Origin of the sequence: Pseudolysinimonas kribbensis, assembly GCF_030161895.1 — a bacterium.
GTDB lineage: Bacteria > Actinomycetota > Actinomycetes > Actinomycetales > Microbacteriaceae > Pseudolysinimonas > Pseudolysinimonas kribbensis.
Map to the genome: position 1 here is coordinate 1,856,784 of NZ_BSVB01000001.1, position 22,731 is coordinate 1,879,514.

At 71.4% G+C, this 22,731-nt stretch carries 23 protein-coding genes and 1 pseudogene; 12 read left to right on the top strand and 12 right to left on the bottom strand.

The features are described from left to right. Positions 1-59: 59 nt before the first annotated feature. On the top strand, positions 60-755 hold the full coding sequence (locus QQK35_RS10390; RefSeq protein WP_284255671.1) for a nitrilase-related carbon-nitrogen hydrolase: 696 nt from the start codon (positions 60-62) through the stop codon (positions 753-755). Next, complete coding sequence (locus tag QQK35_RS10395; protein ID WP_284254093.1) at positions 752-955, top strand: hypothetical protein; 204 nt, start codon at positions 752-754, stop codon at positions 953-955. Before QQK35_RS10390 ends, QQK35_RS10395 begins: the two co-directional genes overlap by 4 nt. Positions 956-959: 4 nt before the next feature. On the opposite strand, the gene QQK35_RS10400 is transcribed toward QQK35_RS10395, so the two are convergent. Further along, positions 960-1,166, bottom strand: coding sequence for a DUF3073 domain-containing protein (locus QQK35_RS10400; protein ID WP_284254094.1), 207 nt, complete (start codon positions 1,164-1,166; stop codon positions 960-962). Positions 1,167-1,307: 141 nt separating this feature from the next. Between QQK35_RS10400 and QQK35_RS10405 the strand changes: the two genes are divergently transcribed. Then, the gene (locus QQK35_RS10405; RefSeq protein ID WP_284254095.1) at positions 1,308-2,411 is read left to right on the top strand and encodes an NAD(P)-binding domain-containing protein; all 1,104 of its coding nucleotides are present in this window, start codon (positions 1,308-1,310) and stop codon (positions 2,409-2,411) included. On the opposite strand, the gene QQK35_RS10410 is transcribed toward QQK35_RS10405, so the two are convergent. Beyond that, on the bottom strand, positions 2,380-4,239 hold the full coding sequence (locus QQK35_RS10410) for a glycogen debranching N-terminal domain-containing protein (protein ID WP_348534925.1): 1,860 nt from the start codon (positions 4,237-4,239) through the stop codon (positions 2,380-2,382). The two genes, QQK35_RS10405 and QQK35_RS10410, sit on opposite strands and share 32 nt — an antisense overlap. A 304-nt stretch (positions 4,240-4,543) precedes the next feature. Between QQK35_RS10410 and QQK35_RS10415 the strand changes: the two genes are divergently transcribed. From QQK35_RS10415 to QQK35_RS10430, 4 genes are read left to right on the top strand one after another with little or no spacing between them, the layout of a single operon-like run. Further along, a complete protein-coding gene (locus tag QQK35_RS10415) occupies positions 4,544-5,626 on the top strand; it encodes a LacI family DNA-binding transcriptional regulator (RefSeq protein WP_284254096.1) in 1,083 nt (360 codons plus the stop codon). After that, entirely contained in the window at positions 5,623-6,849 is a 1,227-nt protein-coding gene (locus tag QQK35_RS10420; RefSeq protein WP_284254097.1) for a sugar ABC transporter substrate-binding protein, read from the top strand. The genes QQK35_RS10415 and QQK35_RS10420 overlap by 4 nt, the downstream gene beginning before the upstream one ends. A gap of 39 nt (positions 6,850-6,888) precedes the next feature. After that, complete coding sequence (locus QQK35_RS10425; RefSeq protein WP_284254098.1) at positions 6,889-8,004, top strand: carbohydrate ABC transporter permease; 1,116 nt, start codon at positions 6,889-6,891, stop codon at positions 8,002-8,004. Then, positions 8,001-8,927 carry a carbohydrate ABC transporter permease gene (locus QQK35_RS10430; RefSeq protein ID WP_425564937.1) on the top strand — a complete coding sequence of 309 codons (927 nt, stop codon included), beginning with the start codon at positions 8,001-8,003 and terminating at the stop codon, positions 8,925-8,927. The genes QQK35_RS10425 and QQK35_RS10430 overlap by 4 nt, the downstream gene beginning before the upstream one ends. Before the next feature lie 7 nt (positions 8,928-8,934). Here the strand turns inward: QQK35_RS10430 and QQK35_RS10435 are convergent, their stop codons facing one another. The 5 genes from QQK35_RS10435 to QQK35_RS10455 form a co-directional block, all read right to left on the bottom strand. After that, entirely contained in the window at positions 8,935-9,306 is a 372-nt protein-coding gene (locus tag QQK35_RS10435; RefSeq protein ID WP_284254099.1) for a FluC/FEX family fluoride channel, read from the bottom strand. Beyond that, a complete protein-coding gene (locus QQK35_RS10440) occupies positions 9,306-9,689 on the bottom strand; it encodes a fluoride efflux transporter FluC (RefSeq protein ID WP_284254100.1) in 384 nt (127 codons plus the stop codon). Before QQK35_RS10440 ends, QQK35_RS10435 begins: the two co-directional genes overlap by 1 nt. After that, a complete protein-coding gene (locus tag QQK35_RS10445) occupies positions 9,689-11,866 on the bottom strand; it encodes an APC family permease (protein ID WP_425564938.1) in 2,178 nt (725 codons plus the stop codon). The genes QQK35_RS10440 and QQK35_RS10445 overlap by 1 nt, the downstream gene beginning before the upstream one ends. Positions 11,867-11,956: 90 nt before the next feature. Further along, positions 11,957-12,550: a PadR family transcriptional regulator gene (locus QQK35_RS10450; RefSeq protein ID WP_431311806.1), complete on the bottom strand. Its 594-nt coding sequence runs from the start codon at positions 12,548-12,550 to the stop codon at positions 11,957-11,959. Continuing rightward, positions 12,547-13,359, bottom strand: a complete 813-nt coding sequence (locus QQK35_RS10455) for a DUF4097 family beta strand repeat-containing protein (RefSeq protein WP_284254101.1) — start codon at positions 13,357-13,359, stop codon at positions 12,547-12,549. The genes QQK35_RS10450 and QQK35_RS10455 overlap by 4 nt, the downstream gene beginning before the upstream one ends. Positions 13,360-13,552: 193 nt before the next feature. On the opposite strand from QQK35_RS10455, the gene QQK35_RS10460 reads away from it, so the two are divergent. After that, on the top strand, positions 13,553-14,326 hold the full coding sequence (locus QQK35_RS10460; protein WP_284254102.1) for a MerR family transcriptional regulator: 774 nt from the start codon (positions 13,553-13,555) through the stop codon (positions 14,324-14,326). Positions 14,327-14,454: 128 nt separating this feature from the next. On the opposite strand, the gene QQK35_RS10465 is transcribed toward QQK35_RS10460, so the two are convergent. Continuing rightward, positions 14,455-14,682 carry a hypothetical protein gene (locus QQK35_RS10465; protein ID WP_284254103.1) on the bottom strand — a complete coding sequence of 76 codons (228 nt, stop codon included), beginning with the start codon at positions 14,680-14,682 and terminating at the stop codon, positions 14,455-14,457. Then, the gene (locus tag QQK35_RS10470) at positions 14,682-15,122 is read right to left on the bottom strand and encodes a YczE/YyaS/YitT family protein (RefSeq protein WP_284254104.1); all 441 of its coding nucleotides are present in this window, start codon (positions 15,120-15,122) and stop codon (positions 14,682-14,684) included. The genes QQK35_RS10465 and QQK35_RS10470 overlap by 1 nt, the downstream gene beginning before the upstream one ends. Before the next feature lie 61 nt (positions 15,123-15,183). On the opposite strand from QQK35_RS10470, the pseudogene QQK35_RS10475 reads away from it, so the two are divergent. Together QQK35_RS10475 and QQK35_RS10480 are read left to right on the top strand one after the other, a co-directional pair. After that, positions 15,184-15,378 (top strand): annotated as a pseudogene (locus tag QQK35_RS10475) (GntR family transcriptional regulator); the annotation flags it as partial. Between the two features lie 164 nt (positions 15,379-15,542). Then, positions 15,543-16,613: an aminotransferase-like domain-containing protein gene (locus QQK35_RS10480; RefSeq protein ID WP_284254105.1), complete on the top strand. Its 1,071-nt coding sequence runs from the start codon at positions 15,543-15,545 to the stop codon at positions 16,611-16,613. Between the two features lie 18 nt (positions 16,614-16,631). Here the strand turns inward: QQK35_RS10480 and QQK35_RS10485 are convergent, their stop codons facing one another. After that, positions 16,632-17,420, bottom strand: a complete 789-nt coding sequence (locus QQK35_RS10485) for a helix-turn-helix transcriptional regulator (RefSeq protein WP_284254107.1) — start codon at positions 17,418-17,420, stop codon at positions 16,632-16,634. A 50-nt stretch (positions 17,421-17,470) separates the two neighbouring features. On the opposite strand from QQK35_RS10485, the gene QQK35_RS10490 reads away from it, so the two are divergent. Next, positions 17,471-17,887, top strand: coding sequence for a DUF2000 family protein (locus QQK35_RS10490; protein WP_284254109.1), 417 nt, complete (start codon positions 17,471-17,473; stop codon positions 17,885-17,887). A gap of 130 nt (positions 17,888-18,017) precedes the next feature. Then, positions 18,018-21,401: an efflux RND transporter permease subunit gene (locus QQK35_RS10495; RefSeq protein WP_284254110.1), complete on the top strand. Its 3,384-nt coding sequence runs from the start codon at positions 18,018-18,020 to the stop codon at positions 21,399-21,401. A 362-nt stretch (positions 21,402-21,763) separates the two neighbouring features. Here QQK35_RS10495 and QQK35_RS10500 read toward each other — a convergent pair whose 3' ends face one another. Next, positions 21,764-22,129 carry an alpha/beta hydrolase family protein gene (locus QQK35_RS10500; RefSeq protein ID WP_284254111.1) on the bottom strand — a complete coding sequence of 122 codons (366 nt, stop codon included), beginning with the start codon at positions 22,127-22,129 and terminating at the stop codon, positions 21,764-21,766. Next, complete coding sequence (locus QQK35_RS10505; protein ID WP_284254112.1) at positions 22,066-22,719, bottom strand: alpha/beta hydrolase; 654 nt, start codon at positions 22,717-22,719, stop codon at positions 22,066-22,068. Before QQK35_RS10505 ends, QQK35_RS10500 begins: the two co-directional genes overlap by 64 nt. Positions 22,720-22,731: the final 12 nt, after the last annotated feature.

Consider the following 22,731-nt stretch of genomic DNA (forward strand, 5'->3'; position numbering starts at 1 on the left):
CGCACGCGGCAGGTGGCCGTCGTCCAGCACTCTCCCGCGGTGCTGGATGTCGCGGAGGGCTGCGCCGCGCGCGACGGCTCGTCGGGCAGGCGGCCGCCGAGGGCGCCCAGCTCGTCGCGTTCCCGGAGGCGTGGCTCGGAGGCTACCCCGCGTGGATGTTCGCGATGGCCGGCTGGGACGACCCCGAGGGGCGCGACTGGTACGCGCGCTTCCTGCAGGAGAGCCTCGTCGTCGGCGACGAGCGGTTCGCCGAGCTGCGGCAGATCGCCGTCGATCACGGGGTCACGCTCGTCACGGGCCTCAACGAGCGCGCGGGCGCCGAGGCCGGAAGCGTCTACAACTCGATCGCCACGATCGGACCCGACGGCGCGCTGCTGAACCTCCACCGCAAGCTCACGCCGACCCACACCGAGCGGATCGCGTGGGCCGCGGGCGACGCGCGCGGGCTCCGTGTGGTCGCGACGCCGGTCGGCAGGGTCGGGGGACTCGTCTGCTGGGAGCACTGGCATCCGCTCGCCCGCCAGGCGCTGCATGCTCAGGAGGAGCAGATCCACGTGGCCGTATGGCCGGATCAGCCGGAGATGCACGTGCTGGCGAGCCGTACCTACGCGTTCGAGGGCCGCTGCTTCGTCGTGTCCGCGGCGACGTACCTGCGCCTCGCCGACGTGCCCGAGGGCTGCGCGAGGCGTACGACAGGGGTATCGGGCCCCTCGTCGACGACCCGGAGCTATGCCTCGACGGCGGGTCGTCGGTGATCGGGCCCGATGGGACCTTCGTGGTGGAACCGGTGCGCGGCGAGGCGATCATCCACGCGACCATCGATCTCGACGAGCGCGACCGGCGCAGCAGCGACCTCGACGTCACCGGCCACTACGGCCGGAGCGACGTCTTCCGGCTCGAGGTCGACGATCGGCCGCGGGACATCGTCCACCGCCGGAGCGGATCGGCCGACTAGCGGTTCAGGCCGACTTCGTCTCGTCCTCGTCGACGGAGTCCTCATCGGCGTCGTCGTACGCCGAGTACTCGGGCCACTTGTCGAGGTCCTCTTCGAGGCGGGGGTTGCCGCCGAGTTCACGCTCGAGCGCACCGTAATTGGTGTCCGGGCTGAAGTACTTCAGATCCCGAGCCACCTTGGTGTGCTTAGCCTTCTGACGGCCGCGCCCCATGCGTGACCCCCTCGTGTTTTTCTGGCGAATGGGAGTGGAAAAGACTGGCGGCGAGTCTAACACGCGGCCGCTTTGGAGCATCCGTCAGCCGTCGGAGAGCGACCCCGGGACAGTCGATCCCCCACCGGTACGCTAGACCGGGTGACCGAGGCGCGAACGGACACCTCCGTGGTGATCGTGGGGGCGGGCCAGGCCGGCCTCTCGGTGGCGTTCTATCTGCGGCGCCTAGGGCTCGATCCCGGCAACGACTTCGTGATCCTGGATCGCGGCCCCGGCCCCGGCGGCGCGTGGCAGTTGCGCTGGGAGGCCCTCAAGCTCGGCTACGCCCACCGCGTCAACGACCTTCCCGGCATGGACGAGCTGGGGCTGAGCTTCGACTCCGCCGATCGGAAGGTGCCGGCGAAGCAGGTCGTGGCCGACTTCTACGCGCGGTACGAGGAGCACTTCGGCCTGCAGGTCGTGCGACCGGCCGACGTCACGCGCGTCGACCCGACGCTCGACGGCGTCGTCGTCCACTTCGAGGGGTCGTACGGCTCGCGGGAGGTCTCGACGACGGTGCTGGTCAACGCGACGGGCACCTGGGGCGCGCCGTTCGTGCCGTGGTATCCGGGGATGAACGACTTCGCGGGCCGCCACCTGCACACGAGCGAGTACCGGGCGGCCGAGGAGTTCCGCGACCAGGACGTCGTCGTGGTCGGCGGCGGCACGAGCGCCATCGGCTTCCTGCTCGAGCTCGAAGGGGTCGCCGGCTCGATCACCTGGTGCACGCGCCGGCCGGTCAACTACCTCGACGGGCCGCAGGATCTCAACATCGAGGCCGGCGCCCGCGCGGTCGCGCTGCAGGATGAGGCCGCGCGCGAGGGACGGGCTCTGCCGAGCATCGTCTCGACGACCGGCGTGCCCCGTTCGCGCCGCATCCAGGCCGCGATCGAGCGCGGCCTGCTCTCGCCGCGCGGGATGTTCAGCTCCATCGAACCGGACGGCGTGCGCTTCCCGGACAGCGGTTTCCAGCACGCCGACGCGATCATCTGGGCGACCGGCTTCCGGCCCGAGCTGCGGCACCTCGCGCCACTGAAGCTGCGCGAGAAGGCCGGTGGAATCACCGTGGGGCAGGGCGCGGCGACCCGCAACGCCCGCGTCTTCTTCGCCGGGTACGGACCGACCGCGTCGACGATCGGCGCGAACCGCGCGGGGCGCACGATCGCGCGCCAGGTCATCGCGACCCTGTCCTCGCTGGACCGGTAGAGCGGGCGCTACCGCTCAGCGCGCCTGCGGCGCTACTCGACCCGCTCGAGCGCCGCCCACACCGCGACCGCGGCGGCCGCGCTCCACGCCTGCGGGCGACAGGCGGCCGGGTACGGGGTGGGCGCGGGGGTCGTGGTCGCGGGGTCGCCGCCGTAGAGCTCCGGCATCCGGTACTCGAACGCGACCGCCGCCCGCAGCAGGCCCTCGGCCAGGTCCGCCGCCTCGTCACCGAACCCCTCCGCTGCGAGTCCGGTGATGGCGATCGCGGTGTCGTGGGTCCAGACGCTGCCGCCGTGGTAGCTGAGCGGCCAGTATCCGGCGGCGTCCGTCGAGAGGGTGCGCAGGCCGTACCCCGACGCGAGCTCGGGGAGACCAGCCGCTGCGCCACCAGGGCGGCCTCGTCGCGGTTGAGCAGTCCGGTGCCGAGAAGGTGACCGATGTTGCTCGTCACGGTGTCGACCGGGCGCTTGTGCGCGTCGAGTGCGATCGCCGGATAGGCGCCGGCGGGATCGTCGATCCAGAACGCGGTGCGGAAGCGCTGCGCGAGGGCCTCCGCCCAGGCCCGCCAGGCATCCCCCTCGCCGTGATCGCCGAACGCGTCGAGCAGCTCCGCGCCGTCGAGCGCCGCGCGGTGCGCATACGCCTGCACCTCGCACAACGCGATCGGTCCCTCGGCGAGACGTCCGTCGCGCCACTGCACCGAGTCGCCGGAGTCCTTCCATCCCTGGTTCGCGAGCCCGCGCCCGGAGGTGTCGACGTATTCGAGCAGACCGTCGCCATCGCTGTCGCCGGCGTCGCGCATCCAGTGCAGGGCGGCGCGCAGGTTCGGAGTGAGCGCCCGCACCTCGCCGTCGGGCAGCCCGGCGCGTCGGGCATCGGCGAGCAGCGACACCCAGAGCGGCGTCGCGTCGATGGTGCCGTAGTAGCGCGGCGGCAATCGGATGCCCTGGCTCGGCAGCGCGAGCTCGTCGCGTCGCAGCTCGTGCAGGATCTTGCCCGGCTGCTCGGCCAACCCGGGGTCGTCGCGCGTGCCCTGGAGGGCGGCGAGCACCCGCAGCGTGCCGCCCGCCATGCGGGTGTCGAGCGGGAGCAGCATCCGGGCCGCCCAGATCGCGTCGCGCCCGAACAGCGTGAGGAACCACGGCGCGCCGGCGGCGAGGAAGGCCTCGCCCGGCAGGTCGGAGGTCTCGAGCCGCAGCGCGTCGAGGTCGCCGAGCGCCCGGTCGAGCCAGCGCGCGAGCCGGTCGTCTGCGGGCCGGGATGCCGGCCGCGCGATGGTCGCGGGACCGGCGGCCCGCACGACGGCGTGCTCGTCGCGCACCCGCAGCGCGAGGCCCGCCGACCCCGCCCCGTGCGCCGGCACCCGTAGCCGCCCGCGCATCGCGATCACGGGAGGGGTGAAGGAATCCGAGAGGGTCGCGTCCCAGCCCGCGCCCGTGATCCGGGCCCGGACGCCGCCGCCGGACCACTCGATTCCCTCATCCGTCCTGGTCGGGGAGATGCCGGCCCCCGGGATGACGCCCTCCTTCACCGCGGACATGGGCGTGAGGTCGGGCTCGAGCTCCACGACGAGCTCGACGGCGAGGTCGTGCGGCAGCCGCGAGCTCAGCTCGAAGCGGTGCTCGACGCCGTCCGCGGTGACGCGACGGGTGAGCGTGCCTCGCACGTCGGGGTCGGCGCCGGGTCCGTCGAGCCCGCGGAAGAGCGTCGTGAACTCGACGGTACCGGCATCGATCGAGGTCGTGAGCAGGTGCTCGCCGACGGCACCGCCCACGGTGAGCCGCAGCCCGCGCAGCACCCGGATGTCGCCGACGTACACGCCGTGCACCGGTTCCGCGCCGATCCCCCGTCGGCGCCGGACCACACCTGGACCGGCGCGTGCAGGGCGACGACCGCCTCGTGGAGCAGGGGCTGCAGCCCGTGTGCATGCGGTGCTGACGACATCCCGACCTCGCGGTTCTCCGGGGCTCCGATTGACACCCCTCGGACGGGGGTAACATAACACCCGTTCTTTGATCGTTCAAACTACTCTCGGTCTCGCGAGGTTTGATCGTTCGAATCCGGCGAGGAGGCCAGATGCCGACGAGCGCGACGGTGCAGGGGGCGGCGCGCAGCTGCCGACCGTCGACGACGTGGCCGCGCGTGCGGGCGTCTCTCGGCAGACCGTCTCCAACGTGCTCAACTCGCCCGAGGTGGTGCGCCCCGCCACGCGCAACCGGGTGCAGCTCGCGATCGACGAGCTCGGCTACCGCCCGCACGCCTCCGCCCGGCGGCTGCGCACCCGGCAGAGCTCGACCATCGGCATCCGGCTCGATCCGGTCGCGGGCGGCATCTCCGGCTCGATCCTCGACCGCTACCTGCACGCCCTCGTCGCCCACGCCGACGGGCGCAGCATGCGCATCACGCTGTTCACGGCGAGCGATCCTGCCGACGAGATCGCGCACTACGCCCGGCTGCGCGACGGCGCCGACATCGACGGCGTCGTGGTCACCGCGACCCAGTACGACGACCCGCGCATCGAATGGCTCGCGCGCGAGCGGATGCCGTTCGTCGCATTCGGCCGGCCCTGGGGCGCCGAGCGGGCCGACGATCCCGATCGCCTCTGGGTCGACGTCGACGGCCGCGCGGGCGTGCGTGCCGCGACCGAGCATCTCATCGGCCGGGGCCTCACCCGCATCGGCTTCCTCGGCTGGCCGGCCGGCTCCGGCACCGGCGATGACCGGCGCTCGGGCTGGGAGGCCGCGATGGTCACCGCGTTCGGCCTGGGCGCGTCGGCCCTTGCGGAGCTGACGATCGAGGCGACCGAGGGCGTGCCGAACGCGCGCATCGCGGTCGAGCGTCTCCTGGCATCCGGGGCCGGCCTCGACGCGCTCGTCTGCGCGAGCGACGCACTCGGCCTCGGCGCCATGATGGCGGTCCGCGAGGCGGGTCACCCGCACTTCCCCGTGATCGGGTTCGACAACACGCCCGTGGCCAAGGCGGTCGGGCTCTCGAGCGTCGACCAGCGGCTGGACGTCGTCGCGCGCGCGACTCTCGAGCTGCTCATGGGACCGGAGGGCACGCGTGTGCTGCCGCACGGCAGCGCCGCCGCGGATGCCGCCCATCGCCTGATCACCCCGCAGCTCATCGTCCGCCGGTCGAGTCACCTGGCGCCCGTCGAGGAGGCCGGAGGCAGCAAGGCCTTCGATCACAACGAAAGGGAGCAAGAGGAATGAAGATCACAAGGGCAGGGGCGGTCCTCGTCGCCGCCGTCGCCGCGGTGACGCTCGCCGCGTGCGGGTCGGGGTTCAACTCCGGCGGCGGCAAGCAGGAGTCGAAGAAGCCGCTGACGGTGCTCATCGGTTCATCGGGTGCCGCCGAGACGACCGCCGTCAAGCAGGCGGTGGCCGACTGGTCGAAGAAGTCGGGCATCAAGGCCACGGTGCAGGCGGCATCCGACCTCAATCAGCAGCTCGCGCAGGGGTTCAGCTCGGGCAAGCCGGCCGACGTGTTCTACCTGTCGACCGACGCGCTCGCCGGGTACGCCTCGAACGGCTCGATCTACGCCTACGGCGACAAGCTGGCGAACAAGGACGACTTCTACCCGAGCCTGGTGAAGTCGTTCACCTACGACGGCAAGCTGCAGTGCGCGCCGAAGGACTTCTCGACGCTCCAGCTCATCATCAACACCGACGCGTGGTCGAAGGCCGGGCTCACCGAGGCCGACTACCCGACGACCTGGGATCAGCTCACCGCCGTGGCCAAGAAGCTCACGACCGGCACGCAGACCGGTCTGGTGATCGGCGGCGAGTACGCGCGCGTCGGCGCGTTCATGACCGAGGCCGGCGGCAACCTCATGAACGCGGACAGCACCAAGGCGACCGCCGACTCCGCGGCCAACCTGAAGGCCCTGCAGTACGTGCAGGACAACCTCAAGGCGGGCGACTTCAAGTACGCGGCCGACGTGGGCGCCGGCTGGGGCGGCGAGGCCTTCGGCAAGCAGCTCGGCGCCATGACGATCGAGGGCAACTGGATCACCGGGTCGCAGCAGAACGACTACCCGGACGTGAAGTACAAGGTCGTGCCGCTGCCCAAGGGACCGGCCGGCGCCGGCACCCTGCAGTTCACCAACTGCTGGGGCATCGCGGCCGACAGCAAGAACAAGTCGGGCGCGGTCGACCTGGTCAAGGCGCTCACGAGCAAGAGCGACCAGCTCGCCTTCTCGAAGGCGTTCGGCGTCATGCCCTCGATCCAGTCCGCCGCGGGTGAGTGGAAGAAGGAGTTCCCGAACCTGGCGCCGTTCCTGGAAGCCGCCTCGTACGCGAAGGGCGTGCCGGCGGCGAAGGGGTCGGCCGACGTGGTGTCGGACTTCAACGCGCAGGTCGCGAAGCTCACGACCGCCGACCCGAAGACGATCCTGTCGTCGACGCAGAAGAACCTCGAGGCGCTGCTGAAGTAGCGGCCTCGAGCCCAGGTGACGAGGATCGGGAGGGCGGACATGACCGCTGCGACCATGCCGACGCGCCGGAGCCGCGGGCGCTCCGGTCGTGGGATCACGCGCGGGCAGGCGGCCGCGGGCTGGCTGTTCACCGCTCCCGTCCTCGTCATCCTGGGGCTGTTCCTGCTCGTGCCGGTGCTCATGGCGCTCTGGGTGAGCGTCTCGGACTGGACCGGGCGGGGCAGCCCCATCTCCGGTGACGTGCACTTCATCGGCGCGCAGAACTACGGGCAGGTGCTCTGGGCGGGCGGCCTGGCCGAGCAGGACTTCGGCGTCGCCCTGCGCAACAACCTCTGGTACGTGCTGCTGGTCGTGCCGACGCAGACGATCGTCGCGCTGTTCCTGGCGACGATGGTCAACCGCCGCCTGCTCAGGCTGCGCGGGGCGTTTCGCACGGCGTACTACTTCCCGTCGGTCACGAGCTCGGTGGCGATCACGGTGCTGTGGCTCTTCCTGTTCTCCACGAGCGGCGCGATCAATGCGGTCATCGGCTGGTTCGGCGTGAAGGGGCCGAACTGGTTCAACGACCCGGATGGCATCTTCCACTTCGGCGCGCAGAGCGGCCCGCGCTTCCTGACCGGCCACACGATCCTCGGCGTGAGCTGGTGGGACTGGATCGGCGGCCCGAGCGTCGCGATGTTCGCCTTCGTGCTGCTCGCCGTGTTCACGACGAGCGGCACCTTCATGCTGCTGTTCCTCGCCGCGCTGCAGAACCTGTCGGGCGACGTCGAGGAGGCCGCGATGGTCGACGGCGCGAACGGCAGGCAGCGCTTCTTCCGCGTCACGCTTCCCCAGCTCAAGCCGACCCTGTTCACGGTCATCACGCTGGGCCTCATCGGCTGCTGGCAGGTGTTCGACCAGATCTACACCGGCACCCGCGGGGCGCCGTCGAAGACGACGCTGACGCCGGCCTACCTCTCGTACCAGGCGGCGTTCGAGGGCAACCAGTGGGGACAGGGCGCGGCGATCGCCTTCATCCTGTTCGCCATTATCATCATCTTCACGCTCATCCAGCGGTGGGTGCTCGCCGAGCGGGCGGTGTCGAAGCGGCGGATGCGGTGGATCACCGACTACCAGCGCACGGCCGCGCGCTCCGGGACGGGGGCGGCACGATGACCGTGACGACGCCGACCGAGCTCGCGGAGGGCGCGGCGCTGGTCGGCGGCGCGACCCGGCCCGCCCGCCCGCTGCGCACCCGCGAGCACTGGACCCCGGGGCGCATCGCCGGCCAGGCCGTGGTCTACGTGATTCTCGTGGCGATCGCGGTGTTGTACATCTTCCCGTTCCTCATCGACGTGGCGACGTCGTTCAAGACGGAGCCGGATGCCGCGGCCCACCCGCTCTCGCTCATCCCTCAGGTGTGGACGACCGCCGCCTACGAGAAGCTGTTCCTCAACTCCGACTTCCCGGTCTGGTTCAAGAACTCGCTCATCGTGACGCTGCTCGTCACGGCGGGTCGGGTCTTCTTCGACTCTCTCGCCGGATACGCGCTCTCGCGGCTGCGGTTCCGCGGGCGCAACGTCGTGTTCGCGCTCGTCGTCGCGGTAATGGCGGTGCCGAACGTCGTGCTCATGCTGCCGAAGTTCCTCGTGATCAACCAGCTCGGCATCTACGACAGCTACACCGGCATGATCCTGCCGCTGCTGACCGACGCGGCCGGCGTCTTCATCATGAAGAACTTCTTCGAGTCGATCCCGGTCTCGGTGGAGGAGCAGGCCCGCATCGACGGCGCCGGCACCTTCCGCATCTTCTGGTCGGTCGTGCTGCCGATGGCGATGCCCGCGCTCATCACGATCATCATCCTGAGCTTCCAGGGATCGTGGAACGAGCTCGAGCACTTCATCATCTCGACCCAGGATCCGTCGCTCACCACGCTGACCAAGGGCGTCGCGATGCTCTCGAACGGGCAGCTGAGTCAGGGCACCCAGTACCCGCTCAAGCTCGCCGCGGGAGCCATCATGACGATCCCGGTCGCGATCGTGTTCTTCATCTTCCAGCGCCGGATCGTCAACCAGAGCACGGGGGCGGTGAAGGAGTAGGGGCCGCTCAACCGGCGACGGCGACCGTGACGAGGTCGGCGACGACCACCGCCGCGACCCCGACGACCAGGTTCGCCGCGACGCTCAGCAGCACGGTGCGCCACCGGTTCGCCATCGCGAGCTGCACCGTCTCGGTGCTCCAGGTGCTGAACGTGGTGAGCCCGCCCGCCAGACCGCCGAGCACGATGAGCCGGATGTCGCCGCCGATCAGGTGCGCGTCCGACAGCCCCAGCACCACGCCCCCGATCGCGCAGCCCACCGCGTTGACGACGAAGACGGCCCACGGGAGCCGGCGGCGCGGCATCCCGGTCAGGTGCGTCGCGCCGTAGCGCAGCAGCGCGCCGATCGCGCCGGCTCCGAGCGCGGCGATGACGACCATCACTCGTCGGCCTCGATCGGCTCGGGTCGGCGGCCGAAGCGCAGCCCGAGGAACGCCGCCGCGAGCCCCAGGGCGACGGAGAGCACCAGGTACACGACCGCGAGCCAGCCGGCGCCCGAGCGCGTGAGGGTCACGAGCGACACCGCGAACGCCGAGAAGGTCGTGAAGGAGCCGAGCAGCCCGGTGCCGAGCCCGGCCTTCAGCCAGGTGGCCGCGATCGGCCAGATCCGGGCGACGAGCAGGGCCAGCAGGAAGGACCCGACGATGTTGATCACGAGCGTCGAGAGCGGGAACTGCGCGTCGCCGTGCGGGATGAGCGCGTCGAGCCCGAGTCGCAGCCCGGTGCCGATGATCCCGCCCAGCAGGACGGCCAGAATCGGCATCAACGCGTGCCGGCGCCGGCGGAGGCACCCTTCGCCGCGGGCTTGTCGGCCGCGGGCGGTGCCGCCTTCGCGCGCACGGCCTGATCCTGCACGGCCTTCTGACGGGCGGCCTGCTTGCGTCCCGTCGGTGTGGCGGCCGGCGGCATCGGCCGGCGCATCACCGGGCGCAGCGGCTCGCCGCGGCGATCCTGACCGGGCAGCGGGCGCGAGCGGCGACCGTAGATCATGTCGGACGAGTCGAGGAGCCACGGCACCAGGGCGAGCACGACGCCGTGCACGAGCATGAGCTTGTGCCGGATGCGTCGGGCCGCGTGGTTGTGCAGCATCGATTCCCACCAGTGGCCCACGATGTACTGCGGCGTGTACACGGTGACGACCTCGGAGCCGTGCTCCTCCCGCCGGTGCTTGATGTACTTGATCAGCGGCAGGCTGATATCGCGGTACGGCGAGTCGAGGATGCGCAGCGGCACCTTGATGTTGTGCGCCTCCCACTCCCGCTCGAGCTCCTCCGACGCGACGTCGTCGATCGACACGTGGATCGCCTCGATCGAGTCGTGCCGCGCGGCGATCGCGTAGTCGAGCGCCTTCAGCACGGGCTTCTGCATCCGGCCGACGAGCACGATCGCGTGGTCGCCGGTGGCGCCGAACGTCGTGGTGGCGTCGGCCTCCACCTCTTTGCTCACGTCGCGGTAGTAGCGGTTCACCCCGAGCATGAGCACGAACAGGACCGGCATGATCGCGAACACGATCCACGCGCCCTGCGTGAACTTCGTGATCGTCACGACGACGAGCACCGAGAAGCTCATGAGCGCGCCGATCGTGTTGACCACCATGTAGGCGCGGTGCAGGCCCCGACCGTCGGGCGTCTCGCGGATGAGCCGGCGCCAGTGCCGCACCATGCCGGTCTGCCCGAGGGTGAACGAGACGAAGACGCCGATGATGTACAGCTGGATGAGCGCGGTGACGTCGGCCCGGAAGATCACCTCGATGATCGCCGCGGCCAGCGCGAGCGCGATGACGCCGTTCGAGAAGATGAGGCGGTCGCCGCGGGTGGCGAGCGACTTGGGGGCGTAGCGGTCGGTCGCGAGCACGGAGCCGAGCAGCGGGAACCCGTTGAAGGCGGTGTTGGCCGCGAGCAGCAGCACCAGAGCCGTGAACGCCTGCACGCAGAAGAACAGGATCGAGTTGTCGCCGAACGTGCTCGAGGCCAGCTGCGCGATCATGCTGCGCTGCGGCCCCGCATTACAGGCGAAGCCGACCAACTCCTTGCAGGGATCGGCGGCGTAATGCACCTTCGCGATGAGCCCGATCGCGACGAGCCCGATGAACATGAGAATCGCCGCCGACCCCATGAGCACGAGCGTGCGCTGGGCGTTCTGGATCTTCGGACGGCGGAAGGCCTGGACGCCGTTCGAGATCGCCTCCACGCCGGTGAGGGCGGAGCATCCGGTCGAGAACGCGCGCAGCAGCAGGAGCACGAACCCGGCCTGCGTGACGTCCTGGGTGGCCTTGACCGCGTAGTGGGCGCTCTCGGCGACGGGCGCGTCGCCGAGCGCCGTGCGCACGAGCGCGGTGACCACCATCACGCCGATGCTCGCGATGAAGAGGTAGGTCGGCAGCGCGAACGCCTTGCTCGACTCGCGCACGCCGCGCAGGTTGACGGCGGCGAGCACGACGATGAAACCGACCGCGAGCTCCACGCGGAACGGGTTGAGCACCGGGAAGGCCGAGATGATGTTGTCGACGCCCGACGCGACCGAGACGGCGACGGTCATGATGTAGTCGACGAGCAGGCCTGCGGCCACGACCAGCCCGGCCTTCTCGCCGAGGTTCTTGCTCGCCACCTCGTAGTCGCCGCCGCCCGACGGGTACGCCTTGATCAGCAGACGGTAGGAGAGCACGACGACGAGCAGCAGCACGACGACGACGGCCGCGACCCAGGGCGTGAACGCGAGGAACGCGAGCCCGCCGCCGAGGAGCACGAGCATCATCTCCTGCGGCGCGTAGGCCACGGAGGAGAGCGCATCGCTGGAGAAGATGGGCAGCGCGAGGTGCTTGGGCAGGAGCTGCCCCTCGAGCTTGTCCGAGGGGAGCGGCTCGCCGATCAGCCAGCGCTTCGCGCGGCGCTCCGGTTGGTCGCCCGCCGTCGACGCATCGGTCGACCGCTCGTCAGTCACGGGTGGCCAGCGTACACTCGCGCGCACCCGGCCGCGGCGCACTCAGGCGGGTATATGCATCCGTTCAGGAACCGTTGCGCGCGGCGCCGATCACTTCGCGTCGCAGGGACGTGAGTCCCGTGCGCAGCAGGTCGACGACGGAGGATTCGAGCCGCCCCTCGGCGGCCAGCTGCCGCAGCTCCGAGCGCAGCTCGAACCGGAACTCGTTGACCGCCGACTCGGCCTCGTGCAGCCGGCCGCGGGATCGCATCCGGGCGTCGTCGACCCGCTCGACCCGCTCCGCCTTCGCCTCGCCGCGCGCCTCGCGGGCGGCGGCCGCGAGGTCCGCGCGAAGGAGCGCATCGCGTCGTCGACCGACGAGCGCACCTCATCGGCGAGCCGGCGCACCGAGTCGGTGAGCTCGCTCTCGATGCCGTCGAGGTCGCTCTCGCGTCCGGCGAGCTCGGCCCGGCCCGCATCCGTGATCGCGTAGACGGTCTTGCGGCCGTCGGCGGTCTTGGTCACCAGCCCCTCCTCCTCGAGCTTGGCCAGGCGGGGGTAGATGGTGCCGGCGCTCGGCACGTACGTGCCGCCGAAGCGGTCGGCCAGGGCCTGGATCAGCTCATAGCCGTGCATCGAGCGCTCGCCGAGGAGGCTGAGCAGGTACAGCCGGAGGTGGCCGTGCGCGAAGACCGCCGGGCTCATGCCGATGCCGTGGCGCGCACCGCGTGCAGCACGCTGACGTTGCCGCTCACGGAGTTGACCCGGAAGTCGAGCCAGCGCCGGTCGAGCTCGCCGAACTTGCCGGTCCACCGCCCGCGCACCCCGGTGATCTGGGTCGCGTCGAGTTGCAGCCGGCCGCTGACGGTGCTGATCGTGTAGGCGGCGGGCACGTCGGCATCCAGGCGCAGGGTCGTGTCGCCGCTCACCGTGTTGACCTTCACCTCGTCGGGAGTGCCGGTGAGATCGAGCATGACCTCGCCGCTCACGCCGTCGCACGTGAACCCGAGCACCTCGCCCGCGACCGTCACGTCGCCGCTGACGGTGTGCACCGCGACCTTGCCGTAGTGGTTGCGCACGGCGATCTCGCCGCTGACCGCGTTGACCTGCAGGTCGCCGTTGACGCCGTCGGCGGTGACGTCGCCGCTCACCGTGCTGATCGACGCGTCCTCGTGGAGGCCGCTCACGAGCGCCGTCGCGGAGACGACGCCGAGCCGCAGGGCGACCTCGCGCGGCACCATGATGCTCACATCCGCACTCGCTGTCCCACGAAACGATTTGAAGGCCTCGATCCAGTTGTCCCACCGGATCTGCGGGTGGTCGATCTCGAGGGTGTCGCCGGTGACGGCGACCTTGAGGTCGCGGCCGCTGACCGAGTGCACCTCGACGCGGGTGCCGGGTTCGTCGTGCCCGATGATGTCGACCTGACCGCGGATGAGGCCCACCTTGAGGCGGCGGATGCCCTCGACGTCGATGGTCTTCGGCCCCTCGAGGAGCCACTTGTCCTGAGCCATCACGGCCCTCCTTTCGCGATATATCGCGTCTCGTCCCACTCAAGATATATCGCGTCCTCCGCCTGACGCAACCCGTCGCCCGCGAATGACCGAATTTGGCAGGCCCGTGTCACTCGGACCTGCAAATCGTGGTCATTCGCGAGCGGGTGCCGGGGGTTGAGGTTGACGCTGCGTCAAGTTGTAGCGTCGGGGTGTGGAGCGCACGACGGGGGAGTGGAGCATCCAGGAGGTCGCCCGCCTGGCCGGCACGACGAGCCGCACCCTTCGCCACTACGGCGACGTGGGGCTCGTCCAACCGAGCCGGGTGGGCGCCAACGGATACCGCTACTACGACGCCGACGCGCTCGTGCGGCTGCAGCGCGTACTGCTGCTGCGCGAGCTCGGCCTCGGCATCGCAGGCGTCGCCGAGGTGCTCGCGGGCCAGACCGACGACGCGCACGCCCTCGGCGACCACCTGCGGTGGCTGCACGACGAGCAGGCGCGGATCGGGCGGCAGATCGCGAGCGTCGAGCGCACCATCCGAGGAATGGAAGGAGGTGAACAGATCATGGCGGAGACGATGTTCGACGGATTCGACCACACGCAGTACGAGGCGGAGGTCACCGAGCGCTGGGGCGCCGAGGCGTACGCGAAGAGCGACGCGTGGTGGCGCGGCCTGTCGGCCGACGAGCGCGCGGCGTGGAAGGCGCGGGTCGCGCTGCTGCAGTCCGACTGGATCGAGGCGTGGGAGAGCGGGGCGACCCCGGACTCCGGCGTTGCCCAGGCGCTCGCGCAGCGTCAGTACGACTGGCTGAGCGGGATGCCCGGCACCCCGCAGACCGCGGACGGCCGGCCGACGAAGGCCTACTTCATGGGTCTCGGCGACATGTACGTCGCAGACCCGCGGTTCGGCCGGCACTACGGCGGCGTCGAGGGCGCGACCTTCGTGCGCGACGCGATGCACGCGTTCGCCCAGGCGAACCTGTAGGGCGCGCCGGGGGACGAGTTGCTAGCGCTCGTCCCTCTGCGCGATCGCGCGCAGGTCGGCATAGCCGCGCGCATCGTCGCGGTTCGCGTTCCGACCGCCGGCGAGCAGCCCGGCGGGGCTCCACGCGCTCAGCACGAACGGGCGCGCGCGCGCGCGGCGGGCTTCTCCGGCTCGCCGCCGGGCACCCGCAGCAGCGGCATGGCGACGTGCACGAGCGGTCCGACGAAGACGACGAACGCGACCGTGCCGAGCCCGACCTGGCCGCCGAGCAGCCAGCCGATCACGAGCACGGAGCCCTCGAGACCGGTCCGGATCGCCCAGATCGGCCACGAGGTCCGGGCACGCAGTCCGGTCATCAGCCCGTCACGCGGGCCCGGCCCATGCGGGCGCCGATGTAGAGGCCGGTCGCGAACGCGAGCAGCAGCAGTCCGGCCGCGAAGACGAGGCCCTGCACCACGGGCTCGGTCTGCTGGGGCACGATCCACAGCCCGAGCTGGGCGCTCGGCCCGATGACGAGCACATTGAGCACGGTGCCGAGGCCGGGACGCTGACGCAGCGGGATCCAGAACAGCAGCACCAGCGCCCCGACCAGGTTCGTGACCAGCCCAAACGCGATCCCCGTGCGATTCGAGACGCCCTGTGCCAGGACGTCCCACGGCGAGAGCCCGATGCCCGCGCGCACCTCGAGGGAGATCGCGATGCCGTAGAGCACGAGTCCGCTCAGCAGTTGGGTGAACCGCCGCGCCCGGATGGCGGGGCGGTCGCCCCGGGTGGGGAACGCGATGGAGAGGGCCACATGACCATCCAACCCAGCGATTGGACTGGTTACAAAGGGCCAATCGCGGTACGGTGGCCTGATGACGACCCTCACCGCCCGCCAACTGGCCGCGTCCCTCGGCAGCTGGCGCACCGGCGGGCCCGCGTACCTCGCGCTCGCCGACCGGGTGCGGCTGCTCGTGCTCGACGGCCGCCTCGCGCTGGGGGCGCGGCTTCCGGCGGAGCGGGAACTGGCATCCCACCTCTCCCTCAGCCGCACCACCGTCACTGCCGCCTACGCACAGCTGCGCGACACCGGATACCTCGACAGCATCCGGGGCTCGGGCAGCGTCGTGCGGCTGCCGTCGCGAGCAGAGGCCGAGGCGCCGCCGCTCGAGACCGACATGATCGACCTGAGCAAGGCCACGCTCCCCCGGTACCGCAGGTCGCCGACGCCGCCGTGCGGGCGGCCGCGCTCCTGCCGTCGTTCCTCGGCGACTCCGGGTTCGACGTCGTGGGTCAGCGGATGCTGCGCCGCGCCCTCGCCGACCGCTTCACCGCGCGCGGCCTCCCCACCGACCCCGACGAGATCCTGGTCACAAACGGCGCGCAAGCGGCGATCGCGCTCATCGCCCGCACGATCCTCGGCCGCGGCGACCGGGTGCTCGTCGAATCGCCGACCTACCCGCACGCGATGGAGGCGCTCCGACAGGCCGGCGGACGTCTCGAACCCGTCGCGGTCACCACCGACGACGGCTGGGATGCCGCGGCGCTCGAGCAGGTGCTGCAGCGCACGAGTCCCGCGCTCGCCTACCTCCAGCCCGACTACCACAACCCGACGGGCCGCTCGATGAGCCCGGAGCTGCGCGAGAAGCTCGTCGCGATCGCCGCACGCCAGGGCACGACCCTCATCGTCGACGAGACGATGGGCGAGCTCGGGTTCGACCTGGAGCCCGGGCAGCCGGTCGTGCCCTTCGGCGTGCACGCCGCGAGTGACGGCGTGGTCACGGTCGGGTCGGTCGGGAAGACGCTCTGGGGCGGGCTGCGGATCGGGTGGATCCGCGCCGACCGCGACCTCATCCAGCGGTTCGCGCGCGCGCGGTTCGGCAGCGACCTGGGCACGCCGATCCTGGAGCAGCTCATCGTCAACGAGCTGCTGCCGGACTACGACCGCATCCTGCTCGAGCGCCGCGAGCTGCTGCGCACCGGACGCGACCACCTGCGGCTGCTGCTCGCCGACCGGATCCCGGATTGGCACGCGCCGAACCCGGCGGGCGGCCTGACGCTCTGGGTCGAGCTCGGCGCGCCGATCAGCTCGCAGCTCGCGCTCGCCGCGCGGTCCGAGGGCGTCGTGATCGCGGCCGGCCCGCGGTTCGGGATCGACGGCGTGTTCGAGCGGTTCCTGCGCGTGCCGTTCAGCTTCCCGTCGCAGGTGCTCGACGACGCGGTCGGCGGGCTGGCCGCCGCCTGGTCGGGTGTGACGCGGCATCCGCTCGACATCGGGGTCGAGGATCTCGCGGCGGTGGTCTGAGGTACGCGGCCGGCCCGGCTACGCGGCCTGCTGGAAGCGCGCCGGCGTGACCCCGAGCGTGCGCGCGAAGTGCCGCGTCAGGTGCGCCTGGTCGTAGAACCCGACGGCGGCCGCGACCTCGGCGGGCGGCGTGCCGCGCAGCAGCAGGTGGCGGGCAGCGTCGACGCGTCGCCCGGTGAGATAGCGGTGCGGCGGGATGCCGTACGCCGCGGTGAAGGCCCGCACGAGTCGCGAGGCGCTCGCCTCGAGTTCCCGAGCGGCGTCGGCGAGCGTGGGAGCCCCGGTCAGCCGCGCGTCGAGCAGCGCGCGCAACCGCGCGGCGAGCGGGTCGTCGCGCCGCTCGCGCATCCGCCGGCCGCCGAGGTCGCGCAGCACCACACCGCGGATCGCGAGCAGCTCGCTCTCCGCGCGCAGCCCGTCGCCGCCGGCCTCCAGCGCGCGGTGCATGCGGGCGGCGGCGCCGGCGAGCGCGGGGTGCGCCAGCAGCGGCGCGTCGACGCTGCGCTCCACGAGGTCGTCGTCGAGCCAGCCCGCCTCCACGTAGGCGACGCGCTTGCGGAACCCGCCTGCTCCCGCCGAGCGTCCGTCGTGCGGCACCCCGGGCGGCAGGATCGTGAGCGTCGCCGTCGGCGCCCGGCGAGCCCGCCCCTCGAGCCGGTACGCCACCTCGCCCGCGTCGATCAGCAGCAGCGACCACTCGGCGTGGGTGTGCAGCGGATAGGCGTGCTCGTGGAACTCGGCATGCAGCACCTCGTGGATGCCGGGCACCGCCGGTCGCCACGCTCGCACCCGCTCCCGCTCCCGCATGCTCGAAACGTACAAGACGTCGCGGGACGCGCACCGGGACGATGGGCGCCATGGACGAGATGCGCTTCGACACGAAGGTCGCGATCCTGGTGCGCGACGATCTGCCCGCCTGGCAGGAGCTCAACGTGACCGCGTTCCTCGCGAGCGGCATCGCGAGCGATCCCGAGCTGATCGGCGAGCCCTATCGCGACGCCGACGGCACGACCTACCTGCCGATGCTGCGCCAGCCGATCCTGGTCTTCTCCGCGGACGCCGCGACGATCGCCACGGCCCGCGCGCGGGCCGTGGAACGCGGGATGCGCGTCGCCGTCTACACGGCGCAGCTGTTCTCGACGGGGCACGACGCGGCCAATCGCGAGGCGGTCGCCGCGGTCGCCGCAGCCGACCTCGACCTCGTGGGTGCCGGCATCCACGGACCGCGCAACGCGGTCGACCGGATCACCAAGCCGGCACGCCTGCACCCCTGAGTCCGCGAGATCCACCCCCGCCTCCACCCGGAGGTGGAGGGACGGGCGTCCTTTCATCCACGGGGAGTACGGTGCCCCGCGGCCGCTTCAGCAGAATTGATGACGGACCCCCCACCGAGGAGAACTCCCCGTGCACCTGCTGTCCGTCTTCAGCCTCCGCAACCGCGCGCTCATCGCCCTGCTCACGATCGTCGTGGCCGTGTTCGGCGCGGTCGCCCTCGGGCAGCTCAAGCAGGAGCTCTTCCCGTCGCTCTCGCTGCCGCAGATCACCGTCATCTCCAGCTACCAGGGCGCGAGTCCACAGGTCGTCGAGAACGACGTGTCGACCCCGATCGAGGACGCGATCCAGGGCGTCGAGGGGCTCGACTCCACGCACTCCTCCTCGCGCTCCGGCCAGTCGACCGTGACCGCCGCGTTCGTCTACGGCACGAACCTCACGACCGCCGAGCAGAAGGTGCAGCTCGCGGTCGACCGCCTGCAGTCCCGGCTGCCCGACGGGGTGACGCCGCAGGTCATCGCGTTCAGCATCAGCGATCTGCCCGTCATCCAGCTCGCGGTGACGAGCGACCTCGACCCGGCGACGCTGGCATCCCGGCTGCAGGATTCCGCTGTCACCGACCTGCAGCAGCTCGAGGGCGTGCGCGCGGCGAGCGTGCTCGGCGACCGCGGGCAGCGGATCACCATCACGCCCGACACGGTGAAGCTCGCGCAGGCCGGGCTCAGCACCCAGGCGATCACATCGGCGCTGCAGCAGAACGGCATCCTGCTCGCCTCCGGCTCGATCACCTCCGGTGACAAGACCCTCGACGTGCAGGCGGGTCAGCGCATCGCCTCCACCGACCAGCTCGCGGCGCTGCCGCTCGTCGGCGCGCGGGTCGCGCCCGGCACCGCCGTGCCGACCATCGGCGACGTGGCCACCGTGAAGACGGTGCCGAATCCGGTCGCAGGCATCTCGCGCGTCAACGGCAAAGCCGCGCTCACCGTCTCGATCTCGAAGACCCCGGCGGGCAACACCGTCGACGTCTCGCGCGCGGTGAACGCCGAGATCCCGAAGCTCGAGAAGGACCTCGGGTCGCACACGAAGTTCACGGTCGTCTTCGACCAGGCGCCGTACATCGAGCAGTCGATCAACTCGCTCGCCGAGGAGGGGGCGCTCGGCCTGCTCTTCGCGGTCATCGTGATCCTGCTGTTCCTCCTCTCCTTCCGCTCGACGATCGTGACGGCGATCTCGATCCCGGTCTCGCTCCTGATCGCATTCGTCGTCATGTGGGGCGTCGGCTACACGCTCAACGTGCTGACGCTCGGCGCGATCACCATCGCGGTCGGCCGCGTCGTCGACGACTCCATCGTCGTCATCGAGAACATCAAGCGGCATCTCACGCTCGGCGAGGAGAAGCTGACGGCCATCACGACCGCGGTGCGCGAGGTCGCGGTGGCGGTCACGGCATCCACGGTCACGACCGTCGCCGTGTTCCTGCCGATCGCGCTGGTCGGTGACATCACCGGCGAGCTGTTCCGCCCGTTCGCGCTCACCGTCACGATCGCTCTGCTCGCCTCGCTGTTCGTGGCCCTGACGATCGTGCCCGTGCTCGCGTTCTGGTTCCTGAAGGAGTCGCCGCGCGCTCATCCGCACAGGCACGATGCCGCGGCGGGCGAGTCCGGAGGCCGGCCGACCGACGACGGCGGTGCGCGGGCCGCGGACGAGCTCGACCGCCCGACCGCACTGCAGCGCGGGTACCTGCCGATCATCCGGTGGACCACCCGCTTCCGCTGGGTGACGGTCGTGCTGGCGGTCGTCGTCCTGGTCGGCTCGGCCGCGCTCGGCGGGTTGCTGACGACCAACTTCATCGGGTCGAGCGGCCAGAACACCCTCACCGTCACCGAGACGCTGCCGCCGTCGACGAGCCTCGAGGCCAGCGACACGGCGGCCACGAAGGTCGAGAAGGCGCTCCGGGGCGTCGACGGCGTGACGACGGTGCAGACCTCGATCGGCTCGAGCGGCGGCGGGATCGCCGCGGCGTTCGGGCGCGGGGGCGGGGTGACGTTCTCGATCACGACGGATCCGTCGAAGGACCAGGACCGCATCCAGTCCGACGTGCGTTCCGCCGTCAAGAAGCTGAACGGCGTCGGCGAGGTCGACCTCTCCAGCGGGAGCGGTGGATTCGGCGGCACCGACATCGAGGTCGACGTGCAGTCCTCGAGCGCGCGCGATCTGCAGACGGCGGCGGACGACATCCTGGCCAGGCTGACGAAGCTCCCGCAGGCCGCGCAGGTGACGAGCGATCTCTCCGCCACCCAGCCCTACCTCGCCATCAAGGTGGATCGCGCCCAGGCCGCGAAGGTCGGCCTCAGCGAGGTCGCGGTCGGCCGGCTCGTGTCGCAGGCGATGCTGCCGACGTCGGTGGGCTCCGTCGAACTCGACGACCGCACGCTGAACATCTACATCACCGACCCGAAGGCGCCGACCACGATCGACGCCCTGAAGGCGTTCGAGGTGCCCACCGCGGCCGGGCCGGTGGCGCTCGGCGACCTCGCCACGGTGGAGCAGGTGAACGGTCCGGCGTCGATCAGCACCGAGCGCGGTCAGCGCACCGCGACCGTCACCGTCACCCCGAAGACCGCGGACCTCGGCACCGCGTCGGCCGAGGTGCAGAAGGCCGTCGACAAGGTGAAGCTGCCCTCGGGCACGACCGCGTCGCTCGGGGGCGCGACCCAGGACCAGGCGAACGCGTTCAGCCAGCTCGGGCTCGCGCTGCTCGCGGCCATCCTCATCGTCTACACGGTGATGGTCGCGACCTTCCGCAGCCTGCGGCAGCCGCTGCTGCTGCTCGCGTCGGTGCCGTTCGCCGCGACCGGCGCGATCGTGCTGCAGTACCTCTCCGGCATCCCGCTCGGCGCCGCGTCGCTCATCGGCGTGCTCATGCTCATCGGCATCGTCGTCACGAACGCCATCGTGCTCATCGACCTCGTCAACCAGTACCGCCGGCGCGGGATGGACGTACAGGATGCCGTCGTGCACGGCGCCGCCCGGCGACTGCGGCCGATCCTCATGACCGCACTCGCGACGATCTTCGCGCTGCTGCCGATGGCGATCGGACTCACCGGGCACGGCGGGTTCATCTCGCAGCCGCTCGCGATCGTCGTGATCGGCGGTCTCGTGTCGTCGACGCTCCTGACGCTCATCGTGCTGCCGTCGCTCTACGTGCTCGTCGAGGGCGCGCGCGAGCGGCGCGGGCAGTACCCGCCGCTGCGGCGGTCGATCGCCACACGCATCGTCGCGATCGCCGGCCTCGTGGTGCTCGCGGCCGGCGTCGTGCTCGCCGTGCTCGCCCGCACGGCGTGGGGGCTCGGGCTGACGTCACGCGGATTCCGCGGGGCGCTGCTGCTCGCCGAGGTCGGCGCCGCGGCGCTGGTCGCGGCCGCGTTCGTCTACCTGGTGCGCGCCGGGCTGAACCGCCGCCGGGCGCGGCGGGAGCAGCATCCGGATGTCGTGCAGGAGCTTCCGAGCGCGTAGCGCCCCTGCGCCCCGGCCGCCAACCCCACGTCGGCGCTCGTCTCGGCCCCTGCCGGCTCTCGTCTCGGCCCCCTGCCGGCTCGAGGTCGTCCTCGTGTCGGCCCCATGGTCAAAAGTTCAGGAGCCGCGCGGCGATCCGTGCCCACGCGGGCGCGCCGCGCCGCTGCCCTCCTGAACTTTCGACGGAAGCCGCGTGAGCCACGGGGACGCGGGACCGCGGGCGCGACCGCGGGGGGCGTCGTGAGGCGGGGCCGGGGGCGGGACCGCGGGGGGCGTCGTGAGGCGGGGCCGGGGGCGGGACCGCGGGGCGGGGCCATGGGCGGGACGAAGCAAGGCGGGGCGGGGCGCGGGGGATGTAACGGTCAGTTGAGCACGCCCACCGGCTGGGCGCCGAGCGTGCGGTGGTAGAAGGCGACGATCCGGTTCTTGAGATCGTCGTTCAGCATGGCGATCGAGTGCGCCCGCCCCTGCACGACGACGAACGTCGTGTCGACGCCGGCGTGCCGGAGCTTCGCGACGAAGGCCTTGGACTGCGCGAGAGGGATCTTGCTCTCCTCGCTGGAGTGCGTGATGAAGAAGGGCGGATCGCTCGTGTCGACCTGTTCGACCGGCGAGGCGCGGATCGCGGCGGGGCAGTCGGCCTCGCTCGTGCAGCCCAGGTAGCTCAGCTGGGCCGGCAGGAAATCGGGTGTGACGTCGACGCCGGAGAGGTCGGCGGGGCCCGACATCTCGACCACCGCCGCGACGCGCGAGCCGGAGGCCCAGGCGCCGCTGCCGGTCGTGCCGAGGAGGAGACCAGGTTGCCGCCGGCCGATCCGCCGAACGTACCGATGCGATCCGGATCGATGTCGAAGCGCGCGACCTGCGCGGGCTCGCGCATCCAGCGGACTGCGGCCTGTACATCGTCGAACCCCGCGGGGAACGGGAACTGCGGCGCCAGCCGGTAGTTCAGGTCGAACGTCGGGTAGCCGGCCGACGCGAGCCATTGGCACACCGCGCGATAGCCCAGGTCGGCCTTGTCGCCGCGCGCCCAGCTGCCGCCGTGCACCTCGATGATCGCCGGATGCGGCCCCGCGTCGCGCCGCTCCACGTCGCGCGGCGGGATGCACACGTCGAGACGCTGGGGCTGCCCGGCGTCGGTCGTGTAGGCCAGATCCGAGATCACCGCGATGTCGGGCAGGGTGGCCAGCGCCGGGTTGTTGACCTGCGTCCTGGGGGTGATCTCGACGTTCGGCGTGGTGCCCGTCGCGCACCCCGCGAGGAGGGTCGCCGCGGCGAGGACGCCGACGACCGTCACGAGCAGCGGTCGGGTCGGCACGGCGGGAGCCTA